This is a genomic window from Lysobacter firmicutimachus (assembly GCF_037027445.1).
Taxonomy (GTDB): Bacteria; Pseudomonadota; Gammaproteobacteria; order Xanthomonadales; family Xanthomonadaceae; genus Lysobacter; species Lysobacter firmicutimachus.
Genome location: NZ_JBANDL010000002.1, coordinates 1,525,213 through 1,541,620, shown reverse-complemented (window position 1 = coordinate 1,541,620; position 16,408 = coordinate 1,525,213). Strand labels below are relative to the sequence as shown.

Genomic DNA, 16,408 nt, shown 5'->3' with positions numbered 1-16,408 from the left:
TCGTTGACCTGGTCGATCGCGCGGGCGCAGCGGCCCGCGCTCTACCTCATCCCGCCCGCGCCGCCGGCACCGCCAGGCCGCGGCGCAGGCCGAAGCCGAGCAGCAGCGCGATCGCCAGCGCGATCAGCGCCGACGGCAGCGGATGGCGCTGGACCAGCGCCACCGGCGCCAGGGTCGACAGTTCGCTGACGTGCGCGTTGCGCGCCGGCTCGGCCGGCTTGGCGGGCGCCTGCTTCGAACCGGCCTGCTTCGATCCGGACTGCTTCGATTCGGGCGGCTTCGGTGCGGCCTGCGGCGCCGGCACGGGCGGCGACGGGCGATTCGATGCCGCGGCCCGCATCGCCGCCTGCTGCGCGCGCGCGGTCTCGCCGCGTGCGAACGTCGACACCGCGCCGCGCTCGCCGCGCGCACGCGCCAACACTTCGGCCACCTGCGCCTGCGCTGCCGGCGACAGCCGCGGTTGCAGCCAGCCCCACAGCGGGTGGTCCGGCGCGGCGTGGCCGCTGCCCGGCAGGCCGTTGCGCGCGACCAGCGCGGCCAGTTGCTCGCCCAGGCGCGCGAGGTTGGCCTCGGGCGTCTTCCAATAGCCCTTCTGCGCCGCCACCAGCATCAGCGCCAGCATGTGCGCCTTGGCCTGCTGGGCGTGGCCGCGCTCGAGGAAGTCGGCGACGCCGAGGCGGTAGCGGTCGTCGAGGTAGACGCTCTGCACTTCGTCCCAGGCCCAGCCGTGGATCACGTCCGGCCGGGTCACCTGCCAGCCCCACAGGTTTTCCAGGAACTCCTGACTGACCGTGCGCGCGCCGGCATAGCCGTGTTTCATCAGCGGGCGGATCCAGGCGGGATTGAGGTAACGGCCGCGGAACTCGCGCAGCAGCGCGGCTTCCAGCGGCTCGACGTCGGCGCGCTCGGCGTCGGCGTTGTACAGCACCTGCGCCTGCGGCACGCGCCCGGTCAGGGTTTCCACCGCCAGCGACAGGCCGCCGAAGTAGTCGAAGGCATCGTTGTTGTCGAGCAGGCCGTACAGGTGCGAGGCGCGGCCGTGGTAGCTGCGCTCGACTCGGCCCAGGCCGATCTCGAACGCGCGATGCGCGGCGCTGCCGTTGGCGTCGAGACCGTAGGCATGCCCCATGCGATTGAGATAGGCGCGGCCGATCTGGCGCCGTTCGCTCCAGGCGCCGGAGCGCTCGGTGAGCCGATTGACGCCGGCGCCGTACGCGCCGGGCGCATCGCCGAACACCCGCCAGGCCGCCTCGCGGCCGGCGTCGGCCAACGGCACGCCCTGCGCGCGCAGGGCGTCGGTGCGCTGCAACCATTCGCGAGCGACGCCGTTGCCGGCCACCGCTTCCTCACCGAATTCAACCTGCTCGCCCAGCGGCGCCAACGCCGCCGCCAAGGCCGGCGCCAACTCCGGCCGTTGCGCGCGCAGGGTCTTGGCGCTCGCCGCCAGGGCCAGGCGGCCGCCGCGGTCGAGCAACTGCACCAGGTTCGGATAGAGGTCGCGGAACAAGCCCGAGGTGGTGACGATGACGTCGCGGCGCGGCTGCCCCTGCGGCATCGGCTTGAGTTCCAGCCCCTGGACGATGCCGCGTGCGTTCCAGCGCGGCTGCACGCCCATCAGCGCCAGCGAGAAGCCGACCATGACGCCTTCGTCGCGCACCGCGTCGGACGCCCACAACACCACGCCCTCGCTGCCGCTGCGGCCGTCGCTGCGCGCCAGCACCCGCGCCGCCTGTTCGGCGCCCAGGCGCTGCGCCAGCGGCGACGGCAGCACGTCGCCGTCGAGGCCATGGAAGTTGCGCCCGGTCGGCAGCGATTCCGGCGCGCGCAAAGGGTCGTTGCCCTTGCCCGGCCGGACGAAGCCGCCGTCCAGGCCGTGCAGCAGCGCGGCCATTTCCGCCGGCGGCGATTCGATCAGTTTGCCGCGCAGGGCCTCGCGTTCGCCCAGGCCGCGCATCGAGTCGAGCATCGTGTCGAGCTGGCCCCCGTCCCAGGCCTGGCCGAACACGTGCAGGCCGTGCGGCATGAACTTTTCCTGCAGCTTGGTCAGGTAGTGGCCGATCTCGTGCGCGAGCAGGTCGTCGTCGGCCTGCTCGAAGCCGATCCCGCGCACCTGCAGCACGTCGGCCATGCTCGCCTCGAGTTCGGCGCGCAGCTGCAGCGCCTCGACCTGGGCGCGCATCTCGCTCGCGGCCTGGGCGCGCAGCGGTTCGCTGCTGCTGCTCTCGAAGCTTTCGACCAACTGGCGCAGGGTCAGCAGGCGGTCGTACAGCGAGGTCGCCGCCAACGGCGGGGTCAGGTGATCGACCATCACCGCCAGGCCGCGGCGCTTGGCCTGGGTGCCTTCGCCGACGCCGTCGACGATGTAGGGATAGATCCCGGGCACGTCGCCGGCGATCAGGCGCGAGTAATCGTCCTCGGCCAGGCCGACCGCCTTGCCGGGCAGGAACTCGTAAGTGGAATGGCGGCCGATGTGGACGATGGCGTCGGCGCGGAACACGTCGCGCAGCCAGTGGTAGTAAGCCAGGTATTGGTGCGGCGGCGGGATCTGGGTGTTGGCGTGCAGCAGTTCCTCGTCGACCTCCCAACCGCGCGGCGGCTGCGGGCCGATGAACACGTTGCCCAGGCGCAGGCCCGGCAACACCACGGTGTCGTCGTGCACCATCACCTTGCCTGGCGCGCGGCCCCAGCCGCGCAGGCCCGGCACCTGCAGCGCCAGCAGGCGGCGCTGCGCGGCGCCGGCGTCGGCGCAGGGCGCTTCGGCCGCCGCAGCCTCAGCCTTGAGGCAGCGCAGATGGGCTTGGATCAGGTGGCGGAACTCGGCCAACGCCGTGTCGCGTGCCGGATGATCGATGCCTTCGAGCAGATGCAGCAGTTCGCGTTCGGCATCGCGCACCCGGCGTTCGCCGAGTTCGGTCTCGTGCGCGGCGCGCGCCAGCGCGACCTGCGCCTGCAGGCGCGCCAGCGGGCCGTCGCTGACCTCGCCCTGCACCGCCGCCGGCAGGGTCGCGAACCAGCGCCGATAGTCGTCGCCGGACAGGGTGGTCGCCTGGGCCGCCATCGCCGCCAGTTCGCCGCCGTCCTCGGGCGTGTTGACGCCGAGCTGCATCATCCGCTCGAGCAAGGCCTCCGGCGTGGCCGGCAGGTCGTCGATGCGATAGCCGTGGTCGCGCATGGTCCGCAGCATGCCGTGCAGCGAAGCCGGCACGTCGAGGTTGTCGGCGCCGATGTTCTGCCGGCCGGGCGGGTGGTTGTAATAGATCAGGGCGATGCGCCGTTCGCTCGCCGGCTTGGCGCGCAGCGCGCGCCAGCGCCGGGCGCGCTCGACCAGGGCGCGCATCTCGCCGCTCAGCGGCTCGGGCCGCTGCAGGCGCACCCCGGTCAGCGGATCGATGCGCGGCGCGCCGGCCGCGGCCAGCACCATCGGCTGGCTGCTGCCCTGCAGCTCCGACATCGCGACCCGGTACTGCACGCTGGAGGCCGGCAGGCCGTCGCCGGACAAACGCCATTGCGCTTGGCCGCGATCGAGCAGGCGGATCGCCTTGAACACCGGCACGTCGAGCGCGGCGATCGCGCGGGTCGCCGCGTCGCGGCCTTCGGCGGCGCCGACCACGAAGTCCTGCAGCACCACCAGCCCGGCCAGCGGCTGCGCGCCGAGCATGGCACGCAGGTTCTGCACCGCCTGCAGCGACGCCTCGCCCCAGCGTGCGTACAGCCCCAGGCAGGCCAGTCCCTGCGCCTGCGCTTGTGCGCACAGCGCGTCGCCGGTGGCGACGTCGGCGTTGTTGAGGTCCAGCACCGCCAGCAGCGGCCGGGCATCGGCGGCCGGCGCGGCGACCGCCGCGCCGTTCTGGCGCAGCACCAGATCCGGCTGCGGCTGCGCCGCCGGCACCGCGCCGCCGTCGAGCAGAAAGGCGTAGCTGCGCTGCAGGTTGCGGTTGCCGCCTTCGCGCCACAGCGCGCGCAGGTCGAGCCATTCGCCGGCGAAGGCGTCGCCGCGGGCGCGCCGGACCAGCTCGGGCGGCGGCGTTTCGGCGGTGACGCGGATCAGTTCGTCGGCGCTGAATGCGCCCAGGCCGTGACCTTCGCGATGGCTGGACTGGGTCAGGCCGGCTTCGCCGTGAAAGGCGTACAGGCGCTGCGGACCGCGTCCACGCTGACGCAACCAGGACGCCGCCTCGCGCAGGCGCACGCCCTGTTCGCCGAACAAGGCCACTGCGATCACCGCGTCGCTGCCGCCGACCAGTTCGCGCAGTTGCCCGCGATCCAGGGCTTCGAGCTGCTGCGGCGTGCGCAGCACGATGCGGTCGCCGGGTCGGGTCGCCAACAATTCGCGTGCGGCCTCGGCCGCTTCCGGCGCGGCGCGCTCGGAGACTACGCCGAACACGGTCTTGGCCGGGGCGGCGGCGGCGAACGCCAGCAGGGCCGCGGCGCCCAAGGCGCGCCATCGGCGAGCGACCGCATGCCCAAGGACTCCGCGCTCACGGACACCACGCTCGACAACACCACGCGCAACACGCATCGACGGCCTCGCTCGCCGCACGCCCTGTGCGGAGCTGGATGAAGGAGGCGAACGACGGACGAAGAGACAGGCCACGGACCCGGTGCACGGGCGCGCGACGCCGCCCTCCGCGACGTCCACCGCGTACGCACCGGCCGGTCTCCGGGCTTGCGGGGGCCGGGACGAACCCGGCGCATCGGCGCCTTCCCGGAGCGCAGGCTCCAGTGGCTGGGCGAGTGCGGGCGGTTCGCATCCACGCCGGACGCGACCGCCGGCCGTCGCCGACGTGCCGATGCTTTACCCGCCTACCGTTGCAGGGGCAGCGCCGGACTGGTCCGCAGCCTCGCGGACGCACCGGCTTCCCGTTTAACCGCGTCGCCGGAGGGCGAGGCGGCACCAGATGCAAAGCGCGCGCAATCTAGCACAGCGCGCCGGCACGGCGCGGACGCGGGAGTATGGAGACGGCGGCAGCGTGCCGAGCCGGTGGGCGCCGCGTTGGGCGTGCGGAGCCCATCCTCCCGCGCTGCGAACCCCGCTCAGCAACCCAGTTGCGCCGGGCGCTGGCCCACTCTTTCGAAGGGGGCGATCGATGACGCGCCGACTCCCCGCACGCCGCTCACCCCTCGTGCACGTAACGCTCGACCGTCGCCTCGATGCCCTTGCTGAGTTCCATGATCTTCAGCGCGTACTCGGCCAGGCGCTTGTCGTCCTCGGTCAGCGGCGTCCACGCCGGCACCGGCGTCGGCTTGCCCTCGGCGTCCATCGCCACGAACACGATCACGCAGTGGGTGCACAGGCGCTCTTCGGCCACGCCGTCGTCCAGGCCCGGGTCGCGCGCCTTCACGTCGACCGCGAAGTGCATGCTGCTGGTGCCGGTGTGGATCAGCTTGGTGTGCACGGTGACCAGGTCGCTGATCCGGATCGGCGCGACGAAGCGGATGCCGCCGACCGCGACGGTGACGCTGTACTTGCCGCTCCAGCCGACCGCCGCGGCGTAGCCGGCCTGGTCGATCCACTTCATGACCATGCCGCCGTGGACCTTGCCGCCGTAGTTGACGTCGGTCGGCTGGGCCAGGAAGCGCAGGTTCAGTTCGCGTTGCTGCCCTTTCATGCTCAGCCCTCCCGCACGACCTTGATGTGCCGCACCACCGCGGCGCCGACCCGCTGCACGGCTTCGCGCTGGCGCTCGTCGTTGAGCTGGCCGTAGTCGGCGAGCTTGTCGCCGGCCTGGCCGACCGCGACCTGTTGCGGCACCACCAGCAGCCCGAGCTTGGCCAGCGCATCGCGCAGCACCAGCAGCGAGCGCAGCCCGCCGAGCGGCCCCGGCGACGCCGAGACGATGCCGGCGACCTTGTCGGCGAACAGCGCGGTACCGGAGCGGCCGTCCGCGAGCGGGCGCGAGATCCAGTCCAGAGTGTTCTTGACCAGGGCCGGCATCGAACCGTTGTACTCCGGCGTGCTGATCAGCAGGCCGTCGTGCTCGGCCATCAGCGCCTGCAGCCGGCGCGCGTTGTCGGGCATGGCCTCGGCTTCGATGTCGCCGTCGTAGATCGGCAACGCGTAGTCGCGCAGTTCGATCAGGGTCACTTCGGCGCCGGCGGCGCGCGCCCCCTCGGCCAGGACCGGGATCAGGCGGCGGTTGAAGGAGCCCTGGCGCAGGCTGCCGGCGAAAGCCAGCAGGCGCGGGGTGGCGGAAGGAATGGCGGCGGACATGGCGGGCTCCGTGGCGAAGCGGGAATTATGCGCGAGCCCCTCCGGCAGCGGGAGCTTGCGCGGCGACGGCGGCGGCGCGATGCTCGCGGCCACCGACCCTGGGGAGGCGCGGACCATGGCACGTACGATCCTGGCAGTGGTCGCCGGCATGCTGGTGGCGATGGCGACGATGAAGTTGTTCGAGTTCGGCTCGGCCCGCCTGCACCCGTTCCCGCCCGGCGCCGACCCGCGCGACATGGCGGCTTGGGCCGCGCATGTGGCCGACGCACCGTTCGCCGCCCTGGCCCCGGTGGTCGCCGGCTGGACCGTGGCCGCCTTCGACGGCGGCCTGGTCGCGGCGTTGATCTCGCGCCGGCACCGGCGCGGCGCCGCGCTGGTCGTCGGCGCGCTGATCGTCTGCGGCGTGATCGCGGTCAATGCGATGTTCGCCCACCCGCTATGGATGCTGATCGCCGGCCTGCTGCTGCCGTTGCCGGCCAGTGGGCTGGGCGCCCGCTGCGTCGCGCGCGGGCCGAAGGACCCCTGAAGAAAAAGGAACGCTGATGAAACAAGTGCTGTACGGATTCGGCGCGTTCGTGGCCGCGTTCGCCCTCGGCGCCGCCCTGGCCCGCTATGGCGCGCCCGGCGACGATACCGCGATGTGGCTCGGCGGCGGCCTGCTCGCGGTCGGCCTGATCGTCGGCTACAAGACGCTGGAAGCGGTCGCTCTGCTGATGGCGCCGTTGGTGCTGGCGCGCATGGCGCTGCGCTGGGCCGCCACCGGCCGACCGCTGGCCCCGGATCGCGACCGCGGCGAGCGCGGCGTGTGGCTGGCGCGGCTGATCTTCATACCGGTCTACGCGATCTATGCGGCGCTGACCGGCGCCGTCGTCGGCGCGTTTCCGGGCGGCCACGGCTTCTTCCTCAACGGCCTGATCTACGGTGCGGCCGGGCTGGCGTTCGCCGCGATCGCGGTCGGCGTGGTGCTGAAGTGGTTCGGCGAGAGCTGAGCGCCGCAGCGGCGTTCGCCGAAGCCCCGGCGCACATACGAACAGCCCCGGTCTGGCGACCGGGGCTGGTTCGTTGCGCCAGCGATCCGGCTCAGAAACCGGAACCGAATTCGCCGTAAGGCTTGAGTTGATTGCCCAGGGCCTTGGCGTCGCCGACCACGATGATCGACAAGTCCTTCGGTGCGTAGTACTTGCGCGCCATCGCCTGCACTTGCTCGGCGCCGACCGCGCGCACCTTCGGCACGTACTCGCCGAGGAACTCCGGCGCCAGTCCCGCCAGCCAGTTGTTGGCCAGGGTCGCGGCGACCGCGCCTTGCATCTGGTTGTTGATCAGATAGCCGCCGGCGACGTAGCGCTTGGTGTCCTCCAGCTCGGGCGCATCGACTTTGTAATCGTTGAGCTTGCCGAACTCGTACAGGAACTCCTTGATCGCCTCGCCGGTGACCTCGTTGCGCACATCGGCCGAAGCCTGGACCAGACCGCCGGCGCGCATCGCGCTGAGTCCGCCGCGCGCGCCGTAGGTGTAGCCCTTGTCCTCGCGCAGGTTCTGCATCAGCCGGCTGCTGAAGCCGCCGCCCAGCACGATCCCGGCCAATTGCGCCGGCACGTAGTCGGCATCGGTCGCGGCGATCGACGGATGGCCCAGCCGCACCGCCGACTGCACGCTGCCGTCGCGCTGCACGAACACGCGCTTCGGCGGCGCCTCGCGCCGCGCCGGCACCGCGTCGGCGATCGGCTCGCCTTCGGCCTTCCAGCCGGCGAACGCCGCCTCGGCGAGCTTGAAGCCCTGCTCCGGCGCGATCCGGCCGGTGATGACCAGCAAACCGCGGTCGGGGCGGAAACGGCGCAGATGCTCGGCCCGCACCTTTTCGGCGGTGACCGCGTTGATCGCCGCCTCGGTCGGTTGCACCCGCGCGTAGGGGTGATCGCCGAAAGTGGTGGCGAGCAGCGCCTGGGTTGCCTTGAAGCCCGGCTGCGACTGCGCGACTTTCAAGCCTTGCAAGGCATTGGCCTGGGCCAGCTTGACCTCGCCGTCGGGGAAGGTCGGCTGCTGCGCGACTTCGGCCAGCAGGCGCAGCATCGGTTCGGCCTGCGAAGGCAACGCGTTGGCGCTGAGCTGGATGCCGTCGTTGGCGGCGCTGGCGCCGATGCCGCCGCCGTAGCCCTGCGCCGCTTCGGCGATCGCCTTGGCGTCGCGCTTGGCGGTGCCCTGGGTCAGCAAGCCGGCGTACAACGAAGCGAAGCCCGGCGCGTCGGCCGCATCGGCGGCCAGGCCGGCGTTGCGCATCGCCAGCACGTAGTCCACGCGCGGCACGCCCTGGCGCGGCACCACCCACACCTGCAGGCCGTTGGCGAGGGTCTTCTGCGCGATCTGCGGCACCGGCAGCGCCTTGTCGGCGGCCAACGGCGGCAGTTGCTCGGGCAGTTTGACGCCGGGACCGGCCATCGCCGCGGTGCTGCCGAACAGCACCAGCGCGGTGGAGAACGCGAGCAGAGTCTTGTGGATCGTCATGGTCGTCTCCTCAGTGCTGGCCGGCCGGCGCGGCGGCCGCGGGCTTGGCCGCGCCGGGCATCATCGCCGCCGGACGGCGGTCGATCACGGTGCGGTTGGCGCGGGTCAGATAGGTCTTGGCGACGCGCTGCAGGTCGGCCGAGGTCACGCCTTCGATCCAGCCCGGCACCTTGTTCACCACCTGCGCGTCGCCCCACAGGGTCTGCATGCGCGCGACGGTGTCGGCGCGCTCGATGAAGCTTTCCAGGCCGTTGTACCAGTCGGCCAGCATGCGGGTCTTGACCCGCTTGAGGGTGGCCGCGTCGACGCCTTCGCGGGCGACCTTGGCGACCTCCTCGTCGATCGCCGCCAGCACCGCGTCGGCGCTGCTGTCGGGGCGGTACAGCGCGAACAGGGTGAACAGGGTCGGGCCGTTGTAGCTCCAGGGGTCGGTCAGGCCGTACAGCGGATCGATGTTGATCGCGATCTGGCGCTGCTTGACCAGGCCCTGGTAGAGCCGCGAAGCCTCGTCGCCGGCGAGCAGGTTGCCGAGCACCGCCATCGGCGCCTGGTCGCGGCTGCCGCGCGCGGGCATCTTCCAGGCCGCGGCCACCGCCGGCACCTGCGCCAGCGCGTCGCTCTGGGTGATGCGCTTCTCCTCGGTGTTGAGGCCTTCGGAGAAATCCGGCGCTTCCGGCGTCGGCCGGCCCGGAATCGCGCCGAAGTACTTGTCGGCGAGCTTGAACGCGTCCTCGGGGCTGATGTCGCCGGCGATGCCGAGCACGGCGTTGTTGGGGCCGTAGTAGTCGCGGTGGAACGAACGCACGTCGTCGAGGCTGGCGTTCTCCAGGTCCTCGAAGCTGCCGTAGCCGTCGTGGTTGTTCTCCCACTTCTGGAACGCCTGCTGGGCGATGTCGATCCACATGAAGCCGCCGTAGGGCTTGTTCTTCACGTTGACCCGGATCTCTTCCTTGACCACGTCCTGCTGGTTCTTGAGCGTGGCCGGGTTGAAATCCAGGGTCTTCATCCGGTCCGCTTCCAGCCACAGAATGCGGTCCAGCGCCGACACCGGCGCGACCTCGATGTAGTTGGTGAAGTCGGCCCGGGTCGAGCCGTTGTTGCGTCCGCCGCCGCCGCTGATGACGTTGTCGAACACGCCCTTGGGCGCGACCGGCGTGCCCTGGAACATCAGGTGTTCGAACAGGTGGGCGAAGCCGGTGCGGTTGCGCGGCTCCAGGCGCATGCCGACGTGGTAGACCACGCTGACGCCGACGGTCGGCGAGCTGCGGTCCTGGGATACGACCACGGTCAGTCCGTTGTCGAGTTTCTTCACCGCGACCGGCACTTGCCAGCGATCGCTCTCGGCGGCGTGCGCGGTGGCGGACGCGGCGCTGGCGATCGTGGTCAGGCCGGCCAGCAATACGCTCAGATGACGCTTGCGCATGGATGTCTCCTTCCTGGTCGAATGGTCCGTCCGCAACCGCGGCGGGCCCCCGATGCTACGTGACGGAGGCGGCCGCACGCTAACCCGGCGCGGCACGGCGCGCGGCCGGACGAAAAACATGGGTCGAAAGTCACGTAGGGCGACGACCGCGATCTGCGTTGACGACGGTCCTGGCCTGGGCGCGGCGAATGGCCGACACTGTGCGGCCCACGTCCGCCGCCCGCCGGCGGCGCGCCCCGTCCAGGAATTCCCGATGCCGTACACGCCCATCGTCGCCACCCTCGGTTACGTACTCTCGCCCGATGGCCGCCAGGTGCTGATGGTGCATCGCAACGCCCGCCCCGACGATCACCAGCTCGGCAAGTACAACGGCCTGGGCGGCAAGCTCGAGCGCGACGAGGACGTGGTCGCCGGCATGCGCCGCGAGATCCGCGAAGAAGCCGGGATCGACTGCCTGGCGATGAATCTGCGCGGCACCATCAGTTGGCCGGGCTTCGGCAAGCACGGCGAAGACTGGCTGGGCTTCGTGTTCGTGGTCACCGCCTTCGCCGGCGCGCCGCCGGCCAGCAATGCCGAAGGCACCCTGGAGTGGGTGCCGATCGAGCGCCTGCACGAATTGCCGATGTGGGAAGGCGACCGCGAGTTCCTGCCGCTGGTGTTCGACGCCGACCCGCGCCCGTTCCACGGCGTGATGCCGTACCGCGACGGGCGCATGCAGTCGTGGAGCTACTCGCGCATCTGAAGCGGGCCGCGCCCTGCGCCCTGGAACGGCGCGCGCCGCTCAGGCCGCCATCAGGCGCTGTTCGACCTCGTCCCACGGCACCCGCCAGACCTGCCGGTTCGGCGGCCAACGATCGCTGTAGGGACCGTCCTCGACCACGGTCGCGAAGGCGTCGTCGTCGAAACGCAGCGACAGGGCCAGACGCGACACCGGCGCGCGCCGCAGCACCGCGCGGCGCGCCGGCCGCAGCAACCGCCGCGGCGCTTCGCCGGCGAGAAACGCGGCGTAGTCCTCGTCGCGGTAATCGTGCACGGCGAAGCAGCGTTCGGCGTCGATCCGCAACAGATGCAGCACCGCCCCGCGTTCGGGTTCGCGCCAGGATTTGCAGGCGTCGAAGGCGTAACGCTCTTCCTCGACGTCGCCGCGGTCCAAGTCGGCCAGATACGGCCCGTGCACGCGCCGGCGCCATTGCGCCCGCCGGCGCCGCAGCCACAGCCAACGGCCGGCGATGGCCAGCCCGCTCGCGCTCAGGTACGCCGCCAACACCGGCAGCAATCGGCTCTCGAGCCACGACGGCAACAGCAGCGCGCGCTGCGCCAGCCAGGCCAGCAATACGCTCGCCGGAATCAGACTCAACCAGGGCCGCAACACGCCCCTCCACAGGCCCTGCCCGGACGCCGGCCGATCCAGGCCGGCGAACCGGGCCAGGCGCCGACGCTCCTCCTCTTGCATCGGCACCGGCGCGACGCCGACGCCCGGATCGGCTTCCCTCAGCGCCGACATCAGCCGCCGATCCGGACCAGGCCGCGGCCGTCGCGTTGCTCGAACACGAAGCGGAACGCCAGGCTGACCGCGACCGGTTCCTCGCGGCCGCTGACGCAGCCTTGTTCGTCGACCGGCTTGGCGCCGGGATAGACGCAGCGGAACGCAGGGTCGAAACGCCATTGCGCCACCGCGCGCCGGGCCGCCGCGAAGAAGCGCGGGTCGACCGTGGCGGGCGCCGGACAGCCTTCGGCGCGTTCGACCGGACGGCTGCCGGCGACCGCGCCGTCGGCGCCGATGGCCAGGTTCAGGCAGACCGTCTGCGGCGCCAGGCGCTGCGCCAGCAGCTCGTCGGGATACGCCGGCGCGGCGTTGCCGGCTTCGGCCAGCGGCATCTGGAAGGTTTCGTTGGCGGCCAGTTGCAGCCGCTCGGCGTCGAGCACTTGCTTGTCGATCGAGCGCACGCCGACCGCGCCGGAGCGATTGTCGCCTTGCGAAGACGGCGGCGCGCTGGCGCAGGCGGCCAGGCCGAGGGCGAACACCGCGCCGGCGAAGCGGATCGCCGCGCGTGCCGTTCGGGCGGCCGTTCCGCTGGCCTTTTCTGTCGACGTCCCTGCCGTCATCCCTGCGCTCCGTGTCGGTGGCGAGGGCTGGATGATGCCGTAAGCCGGCGGCGATGCGCCACGGCCTTATGGCGTAGCAGATCCCCGTCCAAGGCGTCGCCGCGACGCGCGGCGACGACAAAACCGCGGCGTCGGGCGCGGCGGCCGGCAGGCTCCGCTCAGGTGCGGCCCTGCTCCGGGCCGTCCTCGATGCCGACGTTGGTCGGCGCCGCCTCGTAGACCGCGCGGTCCAGCAATCCGGTTTCCTTGGCCACCAGCACCGGCACCAGCATCTGCCCGGTGACGTTGGTCAGCGTGCGCATCATGTCCAGGATGCGGTCGATCGCGTACAGGTAGCCGATGGTCTCCAGCGGCAGGCCGGCCGCGCTGAGCACCACCGTGGCCATGATCACCGCCGTGCCCGGTACGCCGGCGGTGCCGAAGCTTCCCAACACCGAGGCGATCAGCACGATGAAGTACTGGTCGGCGCTCAGCGGCGTGCCGGTGTACTGCGAGATGAACACCGCGCACAGCGCCGGATAGATCGCGCCGCAGCCGTCCATCTTGATGCTCGCGCCCAGCGGCGAAGCGAACGCGGCATAGTCCTTGTTGACGCCCAGGTTGTGGGTGATCGAACGCATCGCCACCGGCATCGCGGCGAAGCTCGACGAGCTGACGAAGGCGACCTGCATGCCCGGCGCGGCGCCGCGGAAGAATTTGAGCGGATTGAGCCCGTGCGCGAGCAGCAGCGCGCTGTAGACCACGACGATGTGCAGGGCGCAGGCCAGGTACAGCGCCAGGACGAAATTGCCCAGCGGCAGCAGCTTCTCGAAGCCGTAGGCGCCGACCAGGCCGGCGATCAGGCCGAAGGTGCCGATCGGGGTGACTTCGAGCACGAAGCGGGTGACCTGGATCATCAGGTCGCTGGCTTCGCCGACCAGCTTGCGCACCCCGGCGACCTTGTCGCCGAGCTTGACCATGGCGAAGCCGAGCAGGCCGGCGAAGAAGATCACCGGCAGGATCGAGCCCTTGCCTGCGGCCAGCACGGTCTCGCCGGCGGCGTTCTTGGTCGTGCCGATGCCGGTCAGGGCGTAGAACGGATTGCTCGGCACCACGTCGAGCAGCACGCGGGTCACGCTGGGCACGTCGCGCGGCTTGTAGGACGAGTCCACCGCCAGCCCGATCACGCCGGTGCCCGGCTGCAGGATCGTGCCGACCGCCAGCCCGACCGCGACCGCCAGCACCGCGGTGATCGCGAACCAGACGAAGGTGCGGCCGCCGAGCGCGGCGATCGATTTTTGTCCGTGCAGCGAGGCCACCGCGTTGATGACCGCGAAGAACACCAGCGGCACCGCGATCATCTTGATCAGGGTGACGTAGAGATCGCCGAGCGGACCGAACCAGGTTTCGGCCGCGGGCCCGAACGCCCAGCCGGCGAGCGCGCCGAGCACGAAGCCGGCGACCACGCGCTGCCAGAACGGAATGCGGAACCAGGCCTGGAACACTGCGGTCATGGCGTATCGTCCGGTGAAGTCGAAAGAGGCGCCGCGCCGCGCGAAGCGGCCCGGCGATGGCGGGACGCCACGATAAACAGCTTCGCGGCGGCCCCGGCTAATCCGGCGGCATAAGCCGGCAACCAAACGTCATGAATTGCGACCGCTTCGGCAAACCGCCGCGCGCGCCGGCGCATGTCAGCCCCGCGCCTTGGCCGCTGGCCGGCGCGCCGCGCCGCCGCGACGGGTCGCCGCAGCGGCTTTCGCAGCGGGCTTCGACGCCGATTTGACCGGTGCGCCGCACCCGGCCAGCACCGCGCGCAACAGGCCGGGGAAACGCCGCTCCAGGTCGTCGCAGCGCAGGGTGTTGAGATTCTGCGTTCCGGATTTGACCGTGCGCACCAGCCCCGCCGAACGCAGCACGTCGAAATGCCGCGACAGGGTCGCACGCGGCAACTCGTCCTCGACGCAGGCGGCGATGCAGGACACCGGCGTGTCGCGGCTCAGTCCGCGGATCAGGCGCAGGCGCACCGGATCGGCCAGCGCATACAGCACTGCGGTCAGCTCGATGTCGTCGGTGGCGGGGTGGTGCAGCGGCCTCATGCGGCCAAGCTTGCTACAAGCGGGGGCGGGCGGCTACAGGTTCCGAAGTTCCGCGAATCGGGAATCGGGAAAGCTATAGGGGCGGTCAGGGTCCGGTGGACTTTGTGCTTTTTGCCGCCCGTCTATCGCTCGAATCCGCCGTGCGCGGGCCTGGCCTTTCCCGCCTGGGCCGGCAAAGCCGACGCCCGCCGGGCGCGCTCGCGCCGTCACACGCCCGGGGCATAATCGGCCGCTTGTCCGTCCCGAGTCCGGCCGTCCATGCCCAAGCTGCGTTCCGCCTCCGCCCTCCTCGTTCCCGCGTTGCTGACCGCCTGCGCGGCCGCCGCGCCGGTCACCCGCGCCGATGCGCCCTCGGCCGGCGTGGTCGTCGACGTGCCGACGATCCAGCATCCGCAGGGCGAGACTCCGGCCTGGTGGTATCGCGACGGCGCCGCCCAGGCCGCGCAACGCGGGGCCAGCGCGGCCAAGGCCAAAAACGTGATTCTGTTCGTCGGCGACGGCATGAGCCTGACCACCGTCGCGGCCGCACGCATCCTCGCCGGCCAGCAGCGCGGCGCTCCCGGCGAAGAGAACCGCCTGAGCTGGGAGCGCTTCCCGGCCACCGCGCTCAGCAAGACGTACAACACCGATTCGCAGACCCCCGACTCGGCCGGCACCATGAGCGCGATGGCGACCGGGGTGAAGACCCGCGCCGGCGTACTCAGCATCGGCCAGAAGGGCGCGCGCGGCGACTGCGCCGAGGCGCTGAAGGCGCCGATGCTGACCCTGTGGGAACTCGCCGCGGGCAGCGGCCTGGCCACCGGCGTGGTCACCACCACCCGCGTCACCCACGCCACCCCGGGCGCGACCTTCAGCCATTCGGCCGACCGCAACTGGGAAAACGACATGGACCTGCCGGAGAAGGCCAAGGCCGAAGGCTGCGTCGACATCGCCCGGCAGATGATCGAGTCGCCGTTCGGCACCGGCCCGGACGTGCTGCTCGGCGGCGGCCGCGGCAACTTCATGACCGTCGAACAGCGCGATCCGGAGTACGACGACAAGGTCGGCCAGCGCCTGGACGGCCGCGACTTGATCGCGGCCTGGAAGCAGCGTCATCCCGGCGGCGCCTATGTCTGGAACGCCAAGCAGTTCGCCGCGGCGCCCAAGGACCGCCCGCTGTTCGGCCTGTTCGAACCCGACCACATGCAGTTCAGCCACGACCGTCCGCAGGACCGCGCGGGCGAGCCCTCGCTGGCGGAGATGACCGTGGCCGCGATCGAGCGGTTGAAAGCGATCAAGGGCGACCGCGGCTTCGTGCTGCTGGTCGAAGGCGGCCGCATCGACCACGCCCACCACATGGGCAACGCCTACCGCGCCCTGACCGACACCATCGCCCTGAGCGAAGCCGTCGCCGCCGCCGATAAGGCCACTTCGGCCGAGGACACGCTGATCCTGGTCACCGCCGACCACTCGCACACCCTAAGCTTCGTCGGCTACCCGACCCGCGGCAATCCGATGCTGGGCAAGGTGCGCGGCACCAGCGGCGAGGACGGCGACGCCAACGAATACGCCCGCGATGCGCTCGGCCGCCCCTACACGACCCTCAATTACAGCAACGGCCCGGGCTATACCGGCGCCAGCGCGCAGCAGCCGGAGGGCCCGCACACCTTCCCGCACACCGCCAGCGGCTTCGAGGAGATCGCCAAGGGCCGGCCGGACCTGAGCCGGGTCGACACCGAGCATCCGGATTACATGCAGGAAGCGCTGGTGCCGACCAACGCCGAAACCCACGGCGGCGACGACGTCGGCATCTGGGCGCGCGGCCCCGGCAGCGCCGCGGTGCGCGGCAGCGTCGAGCAGAACGCGATCTACCACTTCCTGCTGCAGTCGATGCCGAGCCTGCGCGCGGCGCTGTGCGCCAAGGGCGATTGCGATGCCAACCAGGTGCCGGTGATGTTGCCCAAGCCGGACGATTTCAAGCCACGCTGAGGCGCGAAGGCGCCGGCAACAGCCGATCCCCCGCCCCCTTCGTCAAAGGTGGCAACGGCAAAAGCCAAGGGCGAAACAGCAAAACGGCGACCCCACAAGGGTCGCCGTTTTCGTTGAGCCATA

13 protein-coding genes and 1 riboswitch are annotated in these 16,408 nt (G+C 71.4%); of the genes, 4 read left to right on the top strand and 9 right to left on the bottom strand.

The features are described from left to right. Nucleotides 1-46: 46 nt before the first annotated feature. The 3 genes from V2J18_RS06630 to V2J18_RS06620 all read right to left on the bottom strand — a co-directional run bounded on the left by V2J18_RS06630 (nt 47) and on the right by V2J18_RS06620 (nt 6,211). The gene (locus tag V2J18_RS06630) at nt 47-4,435 is read right to left on the bottom strand and encodes a cobaltochelatase subunit CobN (protein ID WP_336131357.1); all 4,389 of its coding nucleotides are present in this window, start codon (nt 4,433-4,435) and stop codon (nt 47-49) included. 199 nt (nt 4,436-4,634) lie between these two features. Further along, nucleotides 4,635-4,915: riboswitch (cobalamin riboswitch) on the bottom strand. Nucleotides 4,916-5,114: 199 nt separating this feature from the next. Next, nucleotides 5,115-5,609 (bottom strand): acyl-CoA thioesterase, encoded by a 495-nt coding sequence (locus V2J18_RS06625; protein WP_064748634.1) that lies wholly within the window; start codon nt 5,607-5,609, stop codon nt 5,115-5,117. A gap of 2 nt (nt 5,610-5,611) precedes the next feature. After that, a complete protein-coding gene (locus tag V2J18_RS06620; RefSeq protein ID WP_336131356.1) occupies nt 5,612-6,211 on the bottom strand; it encodes an NADPH-dependent FMN reductase in 600 nt (199 codons plus the stop codon). 115 nt (nt 6,212-6,326) lie between these two features. Here V2J18_RS06620 and V2J18_RS06615 point away from each other — a divergent pair, with 115 nt between their 5' ends. Both V2J18_RS06615 and V2J18_RS06610 read left to right on the top strand, forming a co-directional pair. Continuing rightward, nucleotides 6,327-6,737: a hypothetical protein gene (locus V2J18_RS06615; RefSeq protein WP_336131355.1), complete on the top strand. Its 411-nt coding sequence runs from the start codon at nt 6,327-6,329 to the stop codon at nt 6,735-6,737. 16 nt (nt 6,738-6,753) lie between these two features. After that, nucleotides 6,754-7,200, top strand: a complete 447-nt coding sequence (locus tag V2J18_RS06610) for a hypothetical protein (RefSeq protein WP_064748642.1) — start codon at nt 6,754-6,756, stop codon at nt 7,198-7,200. A gap of 91 nt (nt 7,201-7,291) precedes the next feature. Here the strand turns inward: V2J18_RS06610 and V2J18_RS06605 are convergent, their stop codons facing one another. Together V2J18_RS06605 and V2J18_RS06600 are read right to left on the bottom strand one after the other, a co-directional pair. Next, the gene (locus tag V2J18_RS06605; RefSeq protein WP_087960733.1) at nt 7,292-8,713 is read right to left on the bottom strand and encodes a M16 family metallopeptidase; all 1,422 of its coding nucleotides are present in this window, start codon (nt 8,711-8,713) and stop codon (nt 7,292-7,294) included. Nucleotides 8,714-8,723: 10 nt separating this feature from the next. After that, a complete protein-coding gene (locus V2J18_RS06600) occupies nt 8,724-10,136 on the bottom strand; it encodes a M16 family metallopeptidase (protein ID WP_064748643.1) in 1,413 nt (470 codons plus the stop codon). 253 nt (nt 10,137-10,389) lie between these two features. Between V2J18_RS06600 and V2J18_RS06595 the strand changes: the two genes are divergently transcribed. Further along, entirely contained in the window at nt 10,390-10,878 is a 489-nt protein-coding gene (locus V2J18_RS06595; RefSeq protein WP_064748644.1) for an NUDIX hydrolase, read from the top strand. A 39-nt stretch (nt 10,879-10,917) separates the two neighbouring features. Here the strand turns inward: V2J18_RS06595 and V2J18_RS06590 are convergent, their stop codons facing one another. From V2J18_RS06590 to V2J18_RS06575, 4 genes are all read right to left on the bottom strand, one after another. Next, complete coding sequence (locus V2J18_RS06590; RefSeq protein ID WP_064748645.1) at nt 10,918-11,640, bottom strand: hypothetical protein; 723 nt, start codon at nt 11,638-11,640, stop codon at nt 10,918-10,920. After that, nucleotides 11,640-12,242, bottom strand: a complete 603-nt coding sequence (locus V2J18_RS06585; protein WP_141233513.1) for a hypothetical protein — start codon at nt 12,240-12,242, stop codon at nt 11,640-11,642. Before V2J18_RS06585 ends, V2J18_RS06590 begins: the two co-directional genes overlap by 1 nt. A gap of 158 nt (nt 12,243-12,400) precedes the next feature. Next, a complete protein-coding gene (locus V2J18_RS06580) occupies nt 12,401-13,735 on the bottom strand; it encodes a dicarboxylate/amino acid:cation symporter (protein ID WP_064748647.1) in 1,335 nt (444 codons plus the stop codon). 177 nt (nt 13,736-13,912) lie between these two features. Next, nucleotides 13,913-14,317, bottom strand: coding sequence for an ArsR/SmtB family transcription factor (locus tag V2J18_RS06575; RefSeq protein WP_075575177.1), 405 nt, complete (start codon nt 14,315-14,317; stop codon nt 13,913-13,915). Nucleotides 14,318-14,575: 258 nt separating this feature from the next. Here V2J18_RS06575 and V2J18_RS06570 point away from each other — a divergent pair, with 258 nt between their 5' ends. Next, the gene (locus tag V2J18_RS06570; RefSeq protein ID WP_064748648.1) at nt 14,576-16,285 is read left to right on the top strand and encodes an alkaline phosphatase; all 1,710 of its coding nucleotides are present in this window, start codon (nt 14,576-14,578) and stop codon (nt 16,283-16,285) included. Nucleotides 16,286-16,408: the final 123 nt, after the last annotated feature.

Bases quoted from the DNA above. Each gene is read 5' to 3' on its own strand.
- V2J18_RS06625 (WP_064748634.1), bottom strand. From the start codon at position 5,609: ATGAAAGGGCAGCAACGCGAACTGAACCTGCGCTTCCTGGCCCAGCCG.
- V2J18_RS06620 (WP_336131356.1), bottom strand. From the start codon at position 6,211: ATGTCCGCCGCCATTCCTTCCGCCACCCCGCGCCTGCTGGCTTTCGCC.
- V2J18_RS06615 (WP_336131355.1), top strand. From the start codon at position 6,327: ATGGCACGTACGATCCTGGCAGTGGTCGCCGGCATGCTGGTGGCGATG.
- V2J18_RS06610 (WP_064748642.1), top strand. From the start codon at position 6,754: ATGAAACAAGTGCTGTACGGATTCGGCGCGTTCGTGGCCGCGTTCGCC.
- V2J18_RS06605 (WP_087960733.1), bottom strand. From the start codon at position 8,713: ATGACGATCCACAAGACTCTGCTCGCGTTCTCCACCGCGCTGGTGCTG.
- V2J18_RS06600 (WP_064748643.1), bottom strand. From the start codon at position 10,136: ATGCGCAAGCGTCATCTGAGCGTATTGCTGGCCGGCCTGACCACGATC.
- V2J18_RS06595 (WP_064748644.1), top strand. From the start codon at position 10,390: ATGCCGTACACGCCCATCGTCGCCACCCTCGGTTACGTACTCTCGCCC.
- V2J18_RS06590 (WP_064748645.1), bottom strand. From the start codon at position 11,640: ATGTCGGCGCTGAGGGAAGCCGATCCGGGCGTCGGCGTCGCGCCGGTG.
- V2J18_RS06585 (WP_141233513.1), bottom strand. From the start codon at position 12,242: ATGACGGCAGGGACGTCGACAGAAAAGGCCAGCGGAACGGCCGCCCGA.
- V2J18_RS06580 (WP_064748647.1), bottom strand. From the start codon at position 13,735: ATGACCGCAGTGTTCCAGGCCTGGTTCCGCATTCCGTTCTGGCAGCGC.
- V2J18_RS06575 (WP_075575177.1), bottom strand. From the start codon at position 14,317: ATGAGGCCGCTGCACCACCCCGCCACCGACGACATCGAGCTGACCGCA.
- V2J18_RS06570 (WP_064748648.1), top strand. From the start codon at position 14,576: ATGCCCAAGCTGCGTTCCGCCTCCGCCCTCCTCGTTCCCGCGTTGCTG.